Genomic DNA, 17,185 nt, shown 5'->3' with positions numbered 1-17,185 from the left:
TTACTTTTTAAGCTGTTCTGTTTTTATCTCGTAAAAAAATGCGTCTTTTTCCCGCCTACGCATGCCGACCAACTCAAGCCGCTCATCCGGCCAGTCTCGTAGGGCCTCTTTGTCAACTTTTTCCGTTTTCTTGATTGCCTCGAAAAAGTTGTATTCTTTCAATTTTTCCAAGACATTAGATAGCTTGAGCTTTGTAAGTGTGGTTATTTCCGTAGATTTGCGGAAACCTATGACCCCAAATTGCAATTCCCTGCTGCGAGGCTTTGCAAAGAGTTCCTGCTTATTGAGCTGCCCAAATGTTGCTAGTGCGGTTTCCAGTTCCTTAATCCTGACCTGGGCGGGAGCAGCCGATTGCTGAGCCGCCGTTTTGATAGCCGCGATCTCTTCTCCCATTCGCAACTCAACTTCTTTCACCCCCCGCATGAGCTTGCCAATTTGCGCAAGCACATCATTGGCCTGGTCAAGGGTCTGGATAATCACGGCAGTCGGCTTTTTACGCGGCATTAAGCGGCCTCCTGATCCGGTCGGATCACCGCCTTTTCCAGCCCCTCCACCCTTTCGCACTCGGCAAGAATAGAGTTGAGGTGATGAGTTGTTTTCTCCAGGTATTGCATGGACATGGCCTTCTGAACCAGGCACTTTATCTCCAATACCGATCTCCTAATCTTTGTGCTGATCATTTGAGCCTCCCTCTTTTTCGCCGCCAAAACGGCGCAGTAATAATTGGCAATCATTAACTATTTTTTTGGCGCACCCCTTTTGGGATGGGTTTGATTCCATCATCAGGCGCACAATGCGGCACGCGGCCCCGCGTTCGGCTTCAAACGGGTCTTTAGTTATCGGTGGGTAAGGTGTGCGCTGTGTTGATTTCGCTTTTTGTGTGGCACGATAAAGGCGTGTGTTCCCATTGCGACCAACAGCCGCTATGTATCCCTCGTCATCCAGCCAATTGCAGTAGCGGCGCACCATGGTGTAGGACATGCGGGTGATCCGGGCCAGATCCACATAACCCCAGCCGGGCTTGCTTGATCGAATCGCCCGCCAGACCCGCTTATACCCCTCGCCATTACGCTTGGGCGCGGCATCGGCGTTGTAGCGGTATACGCCTGGGCTGATCCGGATAAGCTCCTTGCGGCGCACCAAGGTGTCGATTCTGCGCCTAAGCCGCGCCTTCTCCGGCTCAGTCTCCAAGCCCAGGGCTTCGAAAAGTTGCCGGTTCGTCACCTGGCATGCACCATCAGGACACATGCCCTGAAGAGCCCGCCTAAGCTTGCTTGCCCCCTCGGTTTTCATTTGAGCCCTCGCAACTTCTTGGCCATGGCAGCGTCCACTTGATCTGTCTGTACGGCTTTAGCCATTTGATCCAAACTGACTATTGCATTGTGAGCCCGGCGGAAATTGCCTTTACAAAAGGTGTGGACGATCTTGCATGCCTTTGGTTCCAGTACCAAATTGGCGGCTTCCAAGGCATAAAGAGTGATATCCTGTTGGCTTACAGGAGCGAATGGAATGCGGTACTCACCGGGAATGCGGTCATCAATACGACTTCTTGCCGCAACTCTGGCAGGCAGGCCCTGCTCACCGATAAGTACTATAGGAGCGCCGGTTTCATCATGAATGTCGCGTAAATCCTCAAGCCTTCCAATATCCAAGCGATCAGCCTCATCCATATAAATGGTGCGGCGCTCATGCTCCAATTCTTCGACGATGCGGACTTTACAGCGATTTGAGCCATGAGGTCTTGCCCCGCAAACCTCATGGCAAAGGGCTTGTAAAAAGGCTGCTTGAGTCCAGTCTTGCCAAGCCCTTAAATAGATCCCGCCACGCACGGCATGGGAACTTCTAGCGGCTACAGTCTTACCGCGACCAGCCTCACCACTGACCATCATCATGCCGGGACGGCCAAAATCAGTGTCCTCTGCCAGAGTTAAGGCAGCCGCGAATCTGGAGACGTTTTCCGTCTCAATAAAGACGTCGCGTTTCAATTGGATACGCTCCTTTCAAGCTGTATTTGGCGTAATCTTTTTAGTTGTTCAAAACGGCGGCTGGTGACTTGGAATTCATCGCTTGCTTCATAGCTGGTCATAAATTCCAAGTCCTCGGCGATTAGCTTTGTGTTTTCGAAAAACTTGAGATTGAAAAGATGGCTATATCGGTCCAGCGGCGTTCGAAACTCAGGCCGCTCATACCCTGGTTGATTGGATTTGCGCTCAAGGTATTTACGCTGCAAATCTTCAATAGCTTTTGTTTCGGCTTGAGTAATTTCTTCGGTTTGAGGCGGTTCAGCAGATGTTTTTTCGACCAATCGCAAGGGCTGGCGTCGCTCTTCTTGGGGCGCAATCCAGGGGAAGGCGTGCAAGGCCTCAGGCCCCAGGTCCATTTCCTTGACAATCCGCATTGTTTGGGATTTTAGGCGCGCCTGGCGTTTATTTGCGTCGGATATCTTTTGTAAATCAAGGTCAGTGCCGAATTTCGCGGCCAGTGGGTTCAAGGCTTCCACCGGCTTGGCCGGGCCAAGGTAGCGTCCGTCTTTGGTGTATAAATGGATCACGCTCATGTCGGCCCAGGAAAACATGGCGATCAGTTTTTGACTCAGCCCGTAAAGAGCGTCACTTTCGTAGCTGATCCCGGCAAATTTCACCCGGCAGCGGCTGGGCTTGACTTCCTTGCGCCACAAGAAGTGGCGGGTCAACTCGGTGGTGTCCACACCCGGCCCTTTGCCTGCGTTGAAAATCTCCCATGGCGTTTTATTGATTCCGCGATGGTGCTGATCTCCGTACCAATTTACATAGATCCGGAAGATCTCCATGCATTGGGCCAGGGTGGGAACGAAGTTATTGTGTCGCGCCTGGTGGAACTTTTCGTTGCGCATTAAATATGCGGGCTTGTTTGCCACCGATGATCCCCGGTGGCTGGGTAGAAGGCGGGCGCATTGGGAGTCAAAGCTCCCGAAAAACCGTTCAACTATTTTGGTTCTGGCCTCATAGGGCTTTGAGTGCTGTACTGCTATTCCCAGGCGGGCGTAAAGGCCGTCCAGTTCGCCAAGGTCTGCTTTTTCCGAGAAGTATTTGGATTTAAATGCCTTGCCGTTATCGATATAGGCTACTTTGGGGTATTTCCCGAGGTGCCTTATGGCCATGTAAAGGGCGGAAGCGATGGAGATGGTGTCTTCTTCAGGCATCACCTCCCATCCCACGGGTATGCGGGAGGCCCAGTCAAACCAACAAATTAAGGTCATCCGCGCCGGGCGACCGGTTAAGGGGTGGATGGCATCAAAATTAAGGCGGTGACCGTCCGAGAAAATCACGTCTCCCACCTCTAAAATGCCGCTGTCGCGTGTGATATATGGGCCGACCTTGTCCTTTAACGCCTTCTCCCCCTCACGCATAAGCACAACTATGTCGTGGTGATCTTTATCGTATCGTTTCATAAACCGATAAGTGCTCCGCCTGCTTGGTATAGGCAGACCCCGGCTTTCCAAAACCGCGCACATGCCGCGATAAGCCAAGCTCACCGAAGGCTGATTATCTACAAGCCAAAGCTTGAGAAACACCTCTTCAGCATCATCCCCTATCCGCCCCTGCACCCCATCAGCTTGCGCCCAGCCCCTGGTGTCGCAAAGTATTTGGTAGTCATCACCCGCGTCCCTTAAATCCTTATCCCATCTATACAAGGTGGATTGCGTGATCGGGCCTATCGTTTTAAAGATGGAGGGGTGTAGCTCGCCGGAGTTGTAAGCAGTACGAAAAGCCAAATCCGCCTTGGATTTGGGCTTATTGTCTTTGCGATACTGTCGCCAAAGACCAACCAGTCGGTAACGGGCCAACCCTTCGGCATGTTTCTTTTCAGGAATGGGTTTCTTGTTCTCAGCAGGTAATATGGGCGTAGGCAGGTTCCGTGCCCTAAAAATGATTACCGCCGCGCGCACATCGTCAGGAATATCAGTCAAAGCAAAGAGTCTCTTCGAGCCCCCTCGCACATTTTCCTTTCTAAAAAACCATCCTTCCCGAGTAGCTCTGAGTGAAGCCGTTTTTTTTGAGACCCCTAAAGCGGTAGCTATCTCATTTAAATCTGTATAATTATCGTCTGGCTTTCGGATAATGTCTTTAGGCATTTCCCACCTCGGAAGCGTACTGGATGGTCGTGCCGATATAGTGATCTGGGTGATGTGGGATACGAGGCAAGGTCCAACCGTTGTTTTTAATCCAGCTCGGTATGCCCTCGCGGTTGCCCTCCAGAATCACCCTCCTGATGCTTGGATCAGGGCATTTACTGCCATGTCCTTTTTCCCAAAGCCCATACCAGAGAAGAGCGGCCATCATGCCTGCGGAATTAATTTCCTCGTTAATAAACCGTTCGCCCTTATATGCTTTGCGTAGTTCGCCTGTGTGCCAACCCAGCAACCAGGCTGTCTGCTCGGGGTTGTCACCCAGTAGCAATTCCCGTTGTGACCATTCAGGCAGTTCCGGTAGACCATAAGGACAGGTCGTATGACAAGCGCCGTCCAACCCGGCATTGGCCCCCAGGTTAAAAACCTCCAAAAACTTGACCAGCATAATTCCCGGCGGAAATTCTATTTTAAAAGCCCCCTCTTTTTTCATGGTCATCTCCGCCTCATAAAGCGCTTAAGCGCTGCTTTTTGCTGCTTTAGTTCGGTCTCCATTTTTTCAATCCTGCCCAACTCGGCAAAAAGGGCGTCCTCACCCACCAACACCTCACACCCCCTGGCCTGGGCCAAAAGATTTGTCAGGCAGTAAGATCCGGTTGCTTGTTCAAAAGCAGCGGCATATCTAAAGGGAAAATTATGATCTTGACGTGACTCGGCGGTGTAAGCGTCCAACATGAACTTGGAAACCTCACGCCCCGTTAACCGGCTCATCTCAGCCGCGATTTTATGGCGGTCGTCATCTGCATGCTTTAGGGCGTCAGCCAGTGCCGTTCTTAACGGCACATCCAGGTCCAGATTACCCGTTAAAGGCGGTGCCGGGGTGGGAACATTAAAGAGGTTCAAAGTCAAAGTGTCTCGCACACGGCGGCTCATTGTCTATTCACCTCGTCTTTATTTATGTTGCGGCGCACCCGGCGGTTGATGTTATTCTTATGAAAAGCATAACCGCCGATGCCGCGTTTAGGACGCCGCTCATCATACCGGCTTGGCCAGATATCCTGGGGCCTTAACCCTAGGGCGTCCGCGATGATGCGTTCCGCATTGGGGTATGGTTTGTATAAAGCGGCCCTGACCATTGAATGGCTATAACCGCGAGCCTCGGCTAAACGACGAAGGCTCCATCCGGCTTTTTCCAGAGCAGCTTTGATGTCTGCCTTGTGCCAATCTTGTGGGGGATTGGCTTTTTTAGGGTGTGTATAAGTGTTCATGGGTTTATACGTTATACCCTTTTAAAACGACCGTCAAACGTTTTTGTAGGGTAACGCTTAAGTTTTTTACGTAATTTATTTCTTCATTACGTAACTTATTAAGATGTCTTATTTTTCTACTATAAATATTAGCTTATAGAAAGGTAACACTTTGGGTAACACTAATGATACTGCTAGCGTTTCCCTATATAAGGGGTTAAAAGAGCGTTTTATGCGGGTACGGAAGCATTTGGGTGTAACCCAGCGAGAAATGAGTGACTTGCTTGGTGCCGGAAGAAACACATGGCAAAACTACGAACGGGGAGGGCAAGTACCGGGCGGTAAAATCATTACTGCGTTGATTGAAAAGGGAATCAATGCAAACTGGATACTCACCGGTAAAGGTGAGATGTTAATGGTTGATGATCTGCAAAAAGCGGCAGATAAAAAGCAAGCAGTAAAAAATGGCGGCATCCCGCCCGCAGGTATGGTTAAAGCCTTTGCACTACGGGAAACAGGGAGACCGGGATGGTTTGTAAAATTAGCTACTTCCCTGATAACTCCAAAACCTTTTGAAGCACCTGAAGCCAAGGATTTATTTGCCTTGATAACAGAGGATACATCATTAACCCCTTATGGTATTGACCCAAAAAATTTGATATTTTGTAGCGCTGAAACTGCGCCTCAAAATGGAAATTTAGTATTTGTGGAACGTGTAGATTCTCTGGCGGCAACCGGCATGTATTGGGAGGGCGACACTAAAGGCGACGTTTCATTGGAAACTTACGCCCCCTCTGTTGATGGACTCCCTCAGGAAGTGATAACTTTGGAGATCCCCGCAAAAATGATTTCCAAAGTCTCCCTGATTACCCATATAAAACCTAGTCTGTAATTCTCATATCATCTGGCAAACTGGGGCTGATATTCGCATTTTTTCTCATTTCGATTTTTGCGCGAGACTGCGACCCCAAAAATATCCTAAGCCCCTGTTTGTCCTAGATTAGTCCCATTTTAGTCCTACGTTTTCCCCCATTCATGCCAATTCTCATCTCCCCTGGCACCCTATACAGAGTATGGTTATCGGCCATCACCAGACGGAAGATGTCGTTAGCTACACGCCGGATAACTTCCCTGGGCCCTATGGCGCGAATTCCATAAAGTAGACTATGGATACCAGCTCCGAGCTATGGCGCCCATCTCGGGGGCTGAGGCCAAAACGAAAGAGTGGGGCGTGTCCATCCATGCGGTGACCTGTTGCGGGGAAAGATATTTTTCGTCAGCTTCGAACGTATAATGCCCACCCGGGATTACTCCTGGGTGGGCTGAAGCGCAGATTTGGACTGGTTGGCTGCAACAGAGATAGCATAAAGAGCTCTCCTATCAAATTTTATTCATACCAGCCCGTGCTAGTGGGTATTAACATGTTGGCTAATTCATTGACCATCTTTGGTTTCCACTCACTGGCAAGACGTTGGGCTTCGGCGATTTGCTTTGAAGTCATATATGCGGCTACAAAATCACGAGCCCAAACTGCGTTTTTGTTGCCACCCGCTGCTGCCAGGTTGAGCCACATATGGGCATAGACATTGTTTTGGGGGACACCGCGACCTAAGAAGTAGAACGAGCCAAGATTATATAGCCCATCGATATCTCCTTGCTCCGCAGCCATGCGATACCACTTGGCTGCCTGTTTATAGTCAACGGATACCCCATGGAGAAATCCATTATACATACTGCCTAGATCGCATTGGGCTCTAGCAACCCCTTGCTCGGCCGCCTTGACCCACCATTGCGCGGCTTGACTATAGTCTTGGGGCATGCCTTTGCCATGGTAGCACATAAAGCCTAGGTAGTATTGAGCAGCGGCAAATCCTTGTTCGGCGGCTTTACGATACCACTTAGCTGCTTGTTTATAGTCTTTGGGGGTGCCTAGGCCGAGGAAGTACAATTTGGCAACGTTAAATTGTGCCGCAACATTTCCCAACTCAGCGTCCTTGAGGTACAATTCCACCGCCTTGAGTGGTTCTCCCCTTTTGCCTAAGCATTCCTGATCGTTACCCCAAACAGGAGTGTAGGCCAGCAGTACCGGCAGAAGTAGACAAGCGGTTAAGATGGTTTTCCGCATGGTTATTCTCCTTTGTTTGCTGAGGCTGTAAGGGGTTGTAATTTGCGTAGGCGCATAGCTGTACAGAGAATTGCGGAAGATTCCACCGTGGGCACAAAAGGCAGATGTTTCAATTTTTCGTTGGGGGCCTGTGTAGGGCTAAACAAAAAAACCGCTATAGCGGCTACAAAGTCAACTGGCACCATGGTTGTCAAAATGCTCGGCCAAGTTGGTTTTGGGCGCCTACTTATAGATGTAAATAACTGGTATACCACCCCAAAGAACGACGCGCTCGATCCATGGGCGTCACATATTCTACAGCAGAACGTAATCAATATATCTTTCACTGTTATCCCCCCAATCCAATTTTTTGTTTAGGTGTAACGTGCTTTAATTACAGCGTATCTTACCGCTATTTAGCTGATAAATTGCTTATGAAATATGCAACTTCAGCACAGTGAGTATGAAATATAAAAGAATAGCGCCATAAAGTACAATACAAACCAAATAAAAGAGTCAAGAGTTTTAAAATAATAAACCAAGGTTGCAATGCCAAACATCGCTTAACAGTACATGCCGCCACACTCGACAAGCCAATTCAGTAATCTATTTTTCCTTTAGATCCTATTTGTTTATATTAGTAAGTAACACGCATCTATAGCTGTTTAATGATTGATGCCTTGAAAAAGATCATGGAGCCAGAGATAACCACTCGGTAGGTGAGCTGCCCAAGTCCGGAGTCAAGTTTCAGTTAAGGGCGTGTTGAATACAGGCTGAAATGAATACTTCAAACGATTGACTGAGAGGATTGAGGTGGGTTACCATGCACTTAAATTGGGGGAATCGATATAGCCCTTCAACTTTCATAGTATCCAATAGTAAGTAATGTTAATTTGCGGCCTTGGGGCATCAAAAGACTGCATTTGGGCGCCACCCGAGGCTGTGAGGACTCTGATAAAATTGGAAACGCGGCAACTGTCGCATGATATGAGATGACCATGAAAAATACAATTTGCCTTATTTTAATGCTATTGGTTTTAATATTATCGGCCCCAAATGTATTTGCAGAAATTGGGTTTTCTAACGCTTTGGCTAAAGATATTGCCCAAGCTTATGGCTTCTACTTGGGTCAAATCTATTCATTGGGAGAAATTTCAAAAAAATACCCATCCATATCAGGGTTGGCAAAAATAGCAAAGTTAGAATTTTGGGCAACCTTCGAATCTTCTATTGAGGGCATGGATACGTTAATGGCGAAACATGTTCAATGTGAATGGAAGGAAGTTAAAAAACAACTTGCTAGTCAAATTAAGAATCATATCAACATTGAACAAATATCAGAAACCCAAGCTCGTCAGTTTGTTGAATTAGTCCGAGAAAGGGCAAAAGGAGCCATAGAATCACCAGTCATTGAGACATTGCTGCTTTTTAAATCTGGTTATGAAAATAATCCAGAGCGAGAATTTCTTGACGGTTACAAATTTAAGTATTCAATAAATGGTAGCGGAAAAGCAAAGGGAGTAGCGTTTTCTATTGAGTCCCCTAAAACTTGGGTTGCCAAAGAAGGAAATCGACCAAATATCGTACAGAAATTTGTTAGTGAGAATGGCAGAGGGCATGAGCTTCTACTGATCCTAATAAAAGAACTTCCATTGCAGCCCGGAGAGAAAATAACAGAACAGGTTGTATTGGACATTTTGAATCCGAAAAATATCCAAGATTACATACCTGATGATGCAACCTATCTTAACGGTGGGGCAATAACATTAGAGAACTTGCCTGGTTTGTGGGTGCATTTCAGAATGGATATGTCGAGGGTGAGAAACACCTTTGGCATGGAAGCAATTAGTTATATTCTCTTATACAAAAACAAAATGATCCAAATCCAAGGCAAAGTAATAACATCAATAAATGGAAAGTCAACGGGTCGGGGTGGGTTTGCAAAATACGAAGAACTATTTGATCTTATGGTAAACAGCTTTGTAATTTTCAACATGTATAAATAATAGCCAACAATCGCATACAGGCGGTCAATAAAAAATGTCTCTCTTGTTTATCGTCGCGTTGCTTTTTACTTCGGTTATGCAGAGCGTATGGCTTTTTTAAGGAGGCGTATTATGAAGCGGTGGACCGCATTTGTTGGGTCTGTCAGGTTTTTTGCGCATGAGTTTCACTCTTAATACTGGAACAAGTTTTAGATCTTCTAAGCTCATTGTTATTTCAATTTAATTTTTACAGCAAGTTGAGTGCTTGCTGGTTGCATATGGTCTTAAAAGTCCTTTTCCCGGAAAAAAGCCTAAAAAACCAGGTCAAGGTAATATCTCGTACTTTATAATCGTCTTCCCTGTATAAACGGTGTAAATAAAACAAAGTTAAGTTAAACTTGGTTATGACTTGAGGTTATTTTGCATGGGGGGAGTCGAATGCAAAAAGTAGGGGGGATTTTAGCCTTAATAAGCGGTGTGTTGGGTGTCTTGGCTGCCATGATCACCTTTTCGTTTAACGAATTGAGCGGAACATTTGAAGCGGGAGGGGGCAATCAAATGCTGGGTTTGAGTGAGCTTGTGTTTGCCTTGCTCACCATTGTTTTCGGAGGATTAGCCATGGGTGCCAACTCTAAAAAACCCGGTATTATTCTGATTATCTGCTCGATTCTGGGGATAATCGTAGGCGGCCACCTGATGGTCATGCCCATGGTTTTTGCCCTTATCAGCGGTGTGTTTGCCGCGATAGGGGTCCCAAAGAAGGCAACCGCATCCACTAAAATCCAACCTCAGATTACCCGCACAAATGGTAGGCCCCGTTGCAGATAAATGGGGTTTAGCCTCAAATTCGGGGGCGTAAGCAGGCTGGAGGGGCCTTACTTCAAGGGGTCTGTACAGACGTCATTCCCATCCAGGGGAACTGTCTTTTGAAAGAGCATCTGTAAGGGCACCACCGCCATATCGGTTATGAGTTTAGTTGCTGTCGATAATATTGCCCCTGTCGGGATGCCTGCCTTAAAATCCTTGAAACTGCCTTTGACTTCAATGGGAGTGGCCAGGCTGAAAAATTGGGGTTTTTTGGCGGCCGGTTCCAGACGCAGCCAGATTTTTCCCGTATTAAAATCCATTTCCGCCTGGCCCCTTACCCGCATCTGGCTGGTGTCCAGGATGATATCCTCCTGGGTTGCCTTGCCGTTTTGCACTTTAAGACGGCAGACCAGGCAATTGAGCCGGGCCTTATTTTTCTTGAATTGATTCAAGACCGCAGAGAGCAGATTAACGGCCCAAAGGTCGATTGCGTCTGTTTCAACGCCTGTGGGCCAAACTGCAAAATCAAACTTGCCGTGGGCATTTTTCAGCAGGTTGTGCGGCTCTTTGGCCTGGGAGTTCAACTTGGCTTTCAGGGTGATAATCCCCTGATAATCCTTTTCAGGGGCAATCATTCTGGCAATAGTCCCGTAATCCAGCCTTTCAATATCAATAAACAGACCCATGGCGGCTTTGTTCTGTCTGGCAAAGTGCCCCCTGATCTTTACCAGGCCTCCGGGCAGCTCCAAGTGCAGGGGATTTAAAACGAGTTTTTTGTTTTGCAGGCTAAGGTTCAACAGCCCGCCGCCCCAGGTTTCCTGGCCTGCCTGAACCTTACTCGCTTTGAGCCTCACCTCAAAATCAAGGGCTTCCATAAATTCGGGTGAAAATATGAACCAGGGTTTGGTGGAGATTTGTTTTTTATCTGGTTTTGCTTTAGGAAGTTCTTGCCCATGCTTAAGACCGGCTAAATCTCTCAACTGAATATATTCTGAGGACAGGTTTATTTTGAGGCTCGGCTTTGCATCTGCCAGGGAAAGGGCAAAATTGCCTTGCAGCCGGCTTTGAGCCAGCCTCGCTTGCAAGTTGTCAATGGCATAACCTTTGGGAGTGGTCTTAAGCAAACCGCTTAAATGATAAGGTCCAATGGCAGGCAGCCTTTTTTGGGTCAACTCTTCCAGGGATTTGAGGTCCCGGCCTTTCAGGGCCACCTTGACACCTTTAAAAGGGCCGGGTTTCTGTTTTTTCAGCTTCAGGGTGTTTCCTTTTGCAGACAGCTTCACGTTAAGGGAAGGAGCGGTTTTTAAAGACAGCAGCTCCGGAAAAGTAGCTGTCTCAGCCGCCAACAAAACCGGTTGCCGGTTTATTTTGCCGGTGAGGATAAGAGAGACAGGTTTCCCAGGTTGAATAGAGAGCCTTCCGTCCGGGGACTCAAAGGCAATGACGGATTTTTGGGCAGGTTCCTGGAACTCAATATCCACCCGCTTGAATATCATCTCCAGGCTGGATTGGGCCGCTATTTCCGTGAGGCTTGAACCCTTGACCATGGCCTTTAAATCAACTTGCCTGACCTTTGCCTTAAGCCTTTGCCCCAGGTTAAGTTTTCGAAAAATTCCAGCCAGGTCAAGGTTTTGAAAAGCAAGCTCCAACTCCAGCCGTATCATCGGTTTTTCCCATAGTTTGCCCGACGCAGTCAATTGTCCGTCCCTGGCCTTATAAAAAAGGCTGAAAGGCAGGTAGGTTGTTTCTTTTGATTGCAGGGCAGGCGGTCCGACTTTGAGACCCAGGGAGAACGCCTCCCTTTCATACTCGCCTTTTAAGTCAAGCCAACCGGGCTGGTTTTCCGGTATGGCTCCATCCAGGGTTTTAATGACCAACTTTACCGGGGTGTCTTTTCGGGGAGATCTGGTTTTAAGAGTCAGGCGGTTTATTTTGATTTCTTTAATTTGAGTTAAGTTGAAAAAGCCCCTTTTCGGGTTGGTTTGGCTGGGAACGGGTTTACCTGGGGAGGTATTTGATCTTTGCAATGGAGTTATGTCTAGCTCCGCTTGATCCAGGAACAGCTTTTGGAAACTGATTTCTCCCCTAAGCAAGGGAAAAAGATCCCAGGCAAGTTCCAGCTTGGCCAAAGAAGCCCTTTCAAGGCCGGAGGTGATGCCCGGCTTTACAGTCAAAGCCACATGTTGCGCCTTTAGTTGGGAAATGGGAGCTAATCTGAGGAAAACCGGTCCGCTGAGGCGCAGGTCATGTGCCAGGTGCCGACTGAGGGTTTGGGCCAGAAAGTTTTTATGTGCACTAAGGTCCAGCTCTACCTGGAAACAAATAAGGCAGAGCAATATAAGCACTGAACCTGCCAAAACATATAAAAATATTCCCAGAACCCATTTGATGGTTTTGATTAGCAGCCTTTTTTGCATGCTGTCTCATTTAAACTGGGTTTAATCGGAGTTTGCCAAGGCTAGGGCCATTATAGCAAGGCGGGCTATCGGTTTTTCGAATATTGGATATAAAAAAAGCGCCTGGGTTAGGCCCAGGCGCTTTTGTCGGGTTAAAATCGCCTTGGCTCAGCGGAGCTTATCCGGCAGGAACTTGGCTGCCAACAAAAAAATAATACCCAGGGCTATGGCAAGAACAGGGCTCCAAGGAGTGTCGATTAAGGGAACCGATTTGCCGGTAAGGACCAGGGTTGCCTTGCCGCCCAAAAGATTATGCATAAGCCAGGTGTCTTTGAGACTGCCGTACATCATGGTGTAGAGCCCCGCTCCAAAGAGTCCGCCGAGCACAAAGAACCAGGCGTCCTTGCGGCCGCTGCCTGCTGCCACAACCCCTGTGCCGGGGCAGAAGCCGGCCAGGGCCCAACCTGCCCCAAGCAGTACACCTCCGGGAATCACTCCCCAGTAAAGCGCCTTGACACTGAGATGGCCGGGAGAAATAACACCCAGCCAAAGAAGTAAAAAGAGAACTGTAGAAGAAAGCCCTATGCCTGTGAAAATGGCCTTGGCCAGGTGCATGTCCCTAAGCCTCAGCATGCCCACAATCTTGACCGGATCTGCGGCCCCCACCCGTTGCAGCACAAACCCAAAAAGCGTGCCCAAAAAGACAGCCAGAATAAAGTTCATTTTTATCCCCCTATTTTTTATAAACCAACATAGCCACAGGTACGGCAGCGGCAAAGGCGGACAAGGCAAAAACATACCCGCTCATGGAAGTCTGCATCATGCCGCTCATCATGTGACCGCTGGTGCAGCCTCCGGCCAGACGTGCACCCCAGAGCACCAGAATTCCGCCGACAAAGGCCAGGGCATAGCGGGTGGTTTTGGCCCCTCCGAAATTGGCCTGGTGATAATCAGGCATTTGGGCAATTTTTGCTCCCTTTTGGCTCAGCCTGCCCAAAAAACCGCCGACAAACATGAAAACCACGAACAGAAAACTGTAGTTAAAGGGATTAGCCACTGCCTTGGCATATTTACCGCCCGATTTGTTCAGATAGGGATTGGAACTCGCGTAACCTGATTTTGCTTCTTTGTCCTCAACCACCAGGGCCTGGGAGAAGGTGTTTGCCAGAATTCCGTCAAAGATTACAAATTGAGTGGAGACTCCTATGGGCTTGATCAGTAAAACAGCCAGGAGAAAGCATCCACCCAAGGCGCAACCGCTTTTAAACCAGCTCCAATACATGGTCATCACCTCGTATTCTTGTGATTATCAGGGAACTAAAAAGAATGCCGGGAATATGAAATCCCCTCACCTGAAATGGTGGGCATGATTTTGTCTTTCGTCAACCATAAACCAGAGCGAGGGAATGGAATTATATAAAGAAGGATAATTCATGTGTTCGGAGGAAGATCGGAAATATTCAGGCAAGGAATTTATCTGTTTCGGTTGATTATCTGATCCGATTGGAAAAGGCTTTTGATTGTAGAAGTAATGTCCTGATAATTACGTCGTATGGTGGGTAATGTTTTAAGGTTTAGTGTCTCTGCTCGGGAGTACAAGGAAAGGAGAGAGTATGAAAAAGTTCCTTTTATCAATGCTTGTTCTTCCTTTTGTTCTGAGCCTCAATTTAGCTTGGGCCAAATCCGTTCCCGAGCATCCCCTTATCAGGCCTTATCCCGGATCGGTTTTGGCTAAAAGTATGAGTAAATACATGAAATATATTCAATACAAGTTCAAGATGCGCAATCCGGTCGACAAAAAGCCAATGGACAAAAATGTAAAAGGCAAGTGTTGGCAATTATTGTATGAACTTAGAAAGCCCGATAAAAGCCGGGTAAAGGATATAAACACCTTGGAGTTTTTTGAGAACTAAAAGGCCGCTGCCTTGGAAAAAGGAGGCAAGGTGGTTTGGGAAGACCGGGGTCAACTGGTCTTTACTCTTCCCAACCAACAAGGCGGAACAACATGGTGCAGGGTGACCGCCAATTCCGGCCTGGGTCAGCAATATTTGAACATTGTAGGCGGAAAACCTTTTAGGAAGAGCTTCGCCTTTGGCCCGGCCCAGATGGAAGAAGCCTTGGACACAGACGGGAGAGTGCGGCTTTACGGAATTCTCTTTGATTTTGATAAAGCCACCTTAGTGCCCGAATCTCTAAAGCAGCTCGGCTATATGATCATCCTCCTCAAGGAGAATCCGGATTTAAACCTGGAGGTCCAAGGGCATACCGACAACAAGGGCTCAGACAATCATAACCTTGAACTCTTTCAAAGACGCGCCGAGACAGTTGTGGTTTTTATGGGGCTCTTCGGGGTGGATTCCAATCGGTTTATCCCCAAGGGTTAAGGGGAAACCAAGCCTGTGGCTGGAAACGTTATCGGAGAGGGCAGGGCCAAGAACCGCCGGGTGGAGCTGGTCAGGCAATAGGCCGGTTAAGGCAGGAATTATAAAAACCGGGGGCGGACATGAGGCCGGCCCCCGGTTTTTATGGGGGGGATGAGACACTTTTTAGAGTTGAAAAATTTTTCCTTGGCTTGGGGCTCAAATTAGCTAGTTGGGTAAAATGCGGGACGAGGAAATTAAGTAAGCCTGGGTGTCTTCCCGGTCTATGAAATCAATCCTTATTTCCCCCACCTCGCGGACAAGTTTTTTGTTTATCAAGAACGTGGTTTTGTGAAAATGATATTGATCGTCTTCTTGCTTGGGGGCGTCCAAGGACATCACCAGTCTGGATCCGGAGTCATCTCTTTGGGCTGAGATGCGGATCATGCCTGAGAGGCTCTTTTCCCTTAAATAATTTTCCAATCGGTTAAGGGCTTTGTCGCTGATGGTAAACATTGGATTAAGTTCGCTTCCCCCGAGAATTTTTTGCTGGGCGGTAAAGCCTTTTGGATGTTTTTATATAAAAAATATCTATTTACTAGGGATAAAGGATACAAATATCCGCCAGGGTACCCCCTATGGAAAACTAATTTTTTTTTAAGGCATCAGCGGCTCTGCGCCCAGAGCCGCCTGCCCCTGTAAACCCTGTCTACAGACCGAATTCTTCCAGGTCCGGACCCAGGTAAACCCTTTCGTTTTCACCCAACTCTCCCATGGCCAAGCAGATAAAGGTCCACAGGTGAGTTACGTAAAATCCGCCATTGTAATGCTCAGACAGCTCGTGGATCTGAGCGTGGCAGTTGTGGCAGGGAACCACGCAATAATTGGCCCCGGTCTTCATGATCTGGTCGAATTTCTTTTTGCCGTAGATCAGTCTGTCTTCGGGATATCCGGCCTGCAGGGAACCGCCGCCGCCGCCGCAGCAGAAGTTGTTGTTGCGGTTGGGGGTGATCTCCATGAAGTTTTCTTCGCCCACACAGGCCTTGAGCACAAAACGCAGGTCGTCGGCAAAGTAGTTGCCCAGGGATTTGCGGGTGGAGTTGCAGGGATCTTGCACCGTGAATTTGATCTTAAGGTCTTTGTTCCAGTCGGAGCTGACCTTAAGCTTGCCTTCCCTGATCCACTTGGCATAGAGGTTGACAATGCTGACCAACTCAAAGTTGTGGGAGATATTGTATTTGCGCAACCCTCCCCAAAGGGCGAAGAAGGAGTGGCCGCACTCTGTGTTGATCAGGTACTTGACTCCCAAATCTTCCAGGTGCCTGACCTGGGAGCGGATGATGTGTTCCCAGTTCTTGTCGTCGGCCAGGAACATGCAGTAGTTTTCACCGCCCCACATCTCGGAGTAATAGGTCCAGTCAATGCCCACCTTGTGCAGGATGCGCCACAGGGGGATAAGCTCGTCCGGCTCGGTCACGGGTTCGCGGGAGTTTTGGTTAAGGGCGTATTCAGCACCTTTTTTATCCACGTAAACCTTGAAGTCTTCGTAACCAGGCTCTTCGGCCAGTTCCTCGGCCACGTCTTCCACGGTGAATTTAAAGTCATCCAAAGGCACGCCCATGGCGCCGCCCCGGGAGCGGATGTGGTGGTCACAGGAGGCCAGAATGCCTTTGGGCCTGGTTTCTCTGGGCCACTGGGACCTGGCGAAGAAGACCAGGTTGGGGATATCCACATCCATGGGGCAGGCGGCCTGACAGCGTTTGCACATGGTGCAGACCCATACCCAGTCGTGGTTAACCGCCTCTTCATAGAGCCCCAGAGCCAGCATCCGCACGAATTTTCTGGGGTCCATATCCATCAGGCCTGTGGCAGGGCAACCCCCTGCACAGGTGCCGCAGGTCAGGCACTGACTCAGGTTCATGCCGTCAAGCTTTTCCTGAATCTGTCCGGCCAGATCCTTGGGAACGATATTCTCGCTCATGTTAATAAAACTCCTTAAAGGAAAGTTGGTTTTTGTGTTATGCGCCCCCCCCTTTTGAGAGGGGGCGCCAAGCTCAGTATTCCACCGGCATTTTTTCCAACTGGGCTTTTGTGAAGACCGGTCCGTCCTTGCAGACATACTCCGGCCCTACGTTGCACCGCCCGCAAATTCCTATACCGCATTTCATGCGGTTTTCC

20 protein-coding genes are annotated in these 17,185 nt (G+C 48.4%); 5 read left to right on the top strand and 15 right to left on the bottom strand.

Annotation, left to right across the window (positions count from 1 at the left end):
- The 8 genes from X474_RS05035 to X474_RS05005 form a co-directional block, all read right to left on the bottom strand.
- Positions 1-504, bottom strand: coding sequence for a host-nuclease inhibitor Gam family protein (locus X474_RS05035; RefSeq protein ID WP_044347244.1), 504 nt, complete (start codon positions 502-504; stop codon positions 1-3).
- Positions 504-680, bottom strand: coding sequence for a hypothetical protein (locus X474_RS26010; protein ID WP_156360634.1), 177 nt, complete (start codon positions 678-680; stop codon positions 504-506). The genes X474_RS05035 and X474_RS26010 overlap by 1 nt, the downstream gene beginning before the upstream one ends.
- Positions 661-1,224 carry a helix-turn-helix domain-containing protein gene (locus tag X474_RS05030; RefSeq protein WP_156360633.1) on the bottom strand — a complete coding sequence of 188 codons (564 nt, stop codon included), beginning with the start codon at positions 1,222-1,224 and terminating at the stop codon, positions 661-663. The genes X474_RS26010 and X474_RS05030 overlap by 20 nt, the downstream gene beginning before the upstream one ends.
- A 65-nt stretch (positions 1,225-1,289) precedes the next feature.
- The gene (locus X474_RS05025) at positions 1,290-1,985 is read right to left on the bottom strand and encodes an AAA family ATPase (RefSeq protein ID WP_044347242.1); all 696 of its coding nucleotides are present in this window, start codon (positions 1,983-1,985) and stop codon (positions 1,290-1,292) included.
- Positions 1,982-3,949 (bottom strand): DNA-binding domain-containing protein, encoded by a 1,968-nt coding sequence (locus tag X474_RS05020; RefSeq protein ID WP_231688288.1) that lies wholly within the window; start codon positions 3,947-3,949, stop codon positions 1,982-1,984. The genes X474_RS05025 and X474_RS05020 overlap by 4 nt, the downstream gene beginning before the upstream one ends.
- A gap of 157 nt (positions 3,950-4,106) precedes the next feature.
- Complete coding sequence (locus X474_RS05015; RefSeq protein WP_044347241.1) at positions 4,107-4,601, bottom strand: hypothetical protein; 495 nt, start codon at positions 4,599-4,601, stop codon at positions 4,107-4,109.
- A gap of 2 nt (positions 4,602-4,603) precedes the next feature.
- Positions 4,604-5,041: a hypothetical protein gene (locus X474_RS05010; protein WP_044347240.1), complete on the bottom strand. Its 438-nt coding sequence runs from the start codon at positions 5,039-5,041 to the stop codon at positions 4,604-4,606.
- A complete protein-coding gene (locus X474_RS05005) occupies positions 5,038-5,376 on the bottom strand; it encodes a helix-turn-helix domain-containing protein (RefSeq protein ID WP_044347239.1) in 339 nt (112 codons plus the stop codon). The genes X474_RS05010 and X474_RS05005 overlap by 4 nt, the downstream gene beginning before the upstream one ends.
- 151 nt (positions 5,377-5,527) lie before the next feature.
- Between X474_RS05005 and X474_RS05000 the strand changes: the two genes are divergently transcribed.
- The gene (locus tag X474_RS05000) at positions 5,528-6,247 is read left to right on the top strand and encodes a helix-turn-helix domain-containing protein (protein ID WP_156360632.1); all 720 of its coding nucleotides are present in this window, start codon (positions 5,528-5,530) and stop codon (positions 6,245-6,247) included.
- 495 nt (positions 6,248-6,742) lie between these two features.
- Here the strand turns inward: X474_RS05000 and X474_RS04995 are convergent, their stop codons facing one another.
- The gene (locus X474_RS04995) at positions 6,743-7,480 is read right to left on the bottom strand and encodes a tetratricopeptide repeat protein (protein WP_052514880.1); all 738 of its coding nucleotides are present in this window, start codon (positions 7,478-7,480) and stop codon (positions 6,743-6,745) included.
- A 977-nt stretch (positions 7,481-8,457) separates the two neighbouring features.
- Here X474_RS04995 and X474_RS04985 point away from each other — a divergent pair.
- Entirely contained in the window at positions 8,458-9,465 is a 1,008-nt protein-coding gene (locus X474_RS04985) for a hypothetical protein (protein WP_156360631.1), read from the top strand.
- Between the two features lie 417 nt (positions 9,466-9,882).
- The gene (locus tag X474_RS04980; protein WP_044347233.1) at positions 9,883-10,272 is read left to right on the top strand and encodes a hypothetical protein; all 390 of its coding nucleotides are present in this window, start codon (positions 9,883-9,885) and stop codon (positions 10,270-10,272) included.
- Positions 10,273-10,319: 47 nt separating this feature from the next.
- Here the strand turns inward: X474_RS04980 and X474_RS04975 are convergent, their stop codons facing one another.
- The 3 genes from X474_RS04975 to X474_RS04965 all read right to left on the bottom strand — a co-directional run bounded on the left by X474_RS04975 (position 10,320) and on the right by X474_RS04965 (position 13,929).
- Positions 10,320-12,668 (bottom strand): AsmA family protein, encoded by a 2,349-nt coding sequence (locus tag X474_RS04975; RefSeq protein ID WP_044347231.1) that lies wholly within the window; start codon positions 12,666-12,668, stop codon positions 10,320-10,322.
- 147 nt (positions 12,669-12,815) lie between these two features.
- Positions 12,816-13,370, bottom strand: a complete 555-nt coding sequence (locus tag X474_RS04970) for a YeeE/YedE thiosulfate transporter family protein (protein WP_044347229.1) — start codon at positions 13,368-13,370, stop codon at positions 12,816-12,818.
- Positions 13,371-13,380: 10 nt separating this feature from the next.
- Entirely contained in the window at positions 13,381-13,929 is a 549-nt protein-coding gene (locus X474_RS04965; RefSeq protein ID WP_044347228.1) for a YeeE/YedE thiosulfate transporter family protein, read from the bottom strand.
- A 331-nt stretch (positions 13,930-14,260) separates the two neighbouring features.
- Between X474_RS04965 and X474_RS04960 the strand changes: the two genes are divergently transcribed.
- Positions 14,261-14,560: a hypothetical protein gene (locus X474_RS04960; protein WP_044347227.1), complete on the top strand. Its 300-nt coding sequence runs from the start codon at positions 14,261-14,263 to the stop codon at positions 14,558-14,560.
- A 12-nt stretch (positions 14,561-14,572) separates the two neighbouring features.
- Complete coding sequence (locus tag X474_RS04955; RefSeq protein WP_052514879.1) at positions 14,573-15,031, top strand: OmpA family protein; 459 nt, start codon at positions 14,573-14,575, stop codon at positions 15,029-15,031.
- A 204-nt stretch (positions 15,032-15,235) separates the two neighbouring features.
- Here the strand turns inward: X474_RS04955 and X474_RS04950 are convergent, their stop codons facing one another.
- From X474_RS04950 to X474_RS25480, 3 genes are all read right to left on the bottom strand, one after another.
- Positions 15,236-15,523 (bottom strand): hypothetical protein, encoded by a 288-nt coding sequence (locus tag X474_RS04950; RefSeq protein ID WP_044347226.1) that lies wholly within the window; start codon positions 15,521-15,523, stop codon positions 15,236-15,238.
- Between the two features lie 193 nt (positions 15,524-15,716).
- Complete coding sequence (locus X474_RS04945; RefSeq protein ID WP_044347225.1) at positions 15,717-16,988, bottom strand: (Fe-S)-binding protein; 1,272 nt, start codon at positions 16,986-16,988, stop codon at positions 15,717-15,719.
- Positions 16,989-17,061: 73 nt separating this feature from the next.
- A partial coding sequence (locus X474_RS25480) for an iron-sulfur cluster-binding protein (protein WP_492226171.1) occupies positions 17,062-17,185 on the bottom strand: 124 nt, incomplete at its 5' end.

Source organism: Dethiosulfatarculus sandiegensis (genome assembly GCF_000931935.2).
GTDB lineage: Bacteria > Desulfobacterota > Desulfarculia > Desulfarculales > Desulfarculaceae > Dethiosulfatarculus > Dethiosulfatarculus sandiegensis.
The sequence above is the reverse complement of the archived record's forward strand: the minus strand, read 5'-3'. Positions and strand labels throughout refer to the sequence as shown.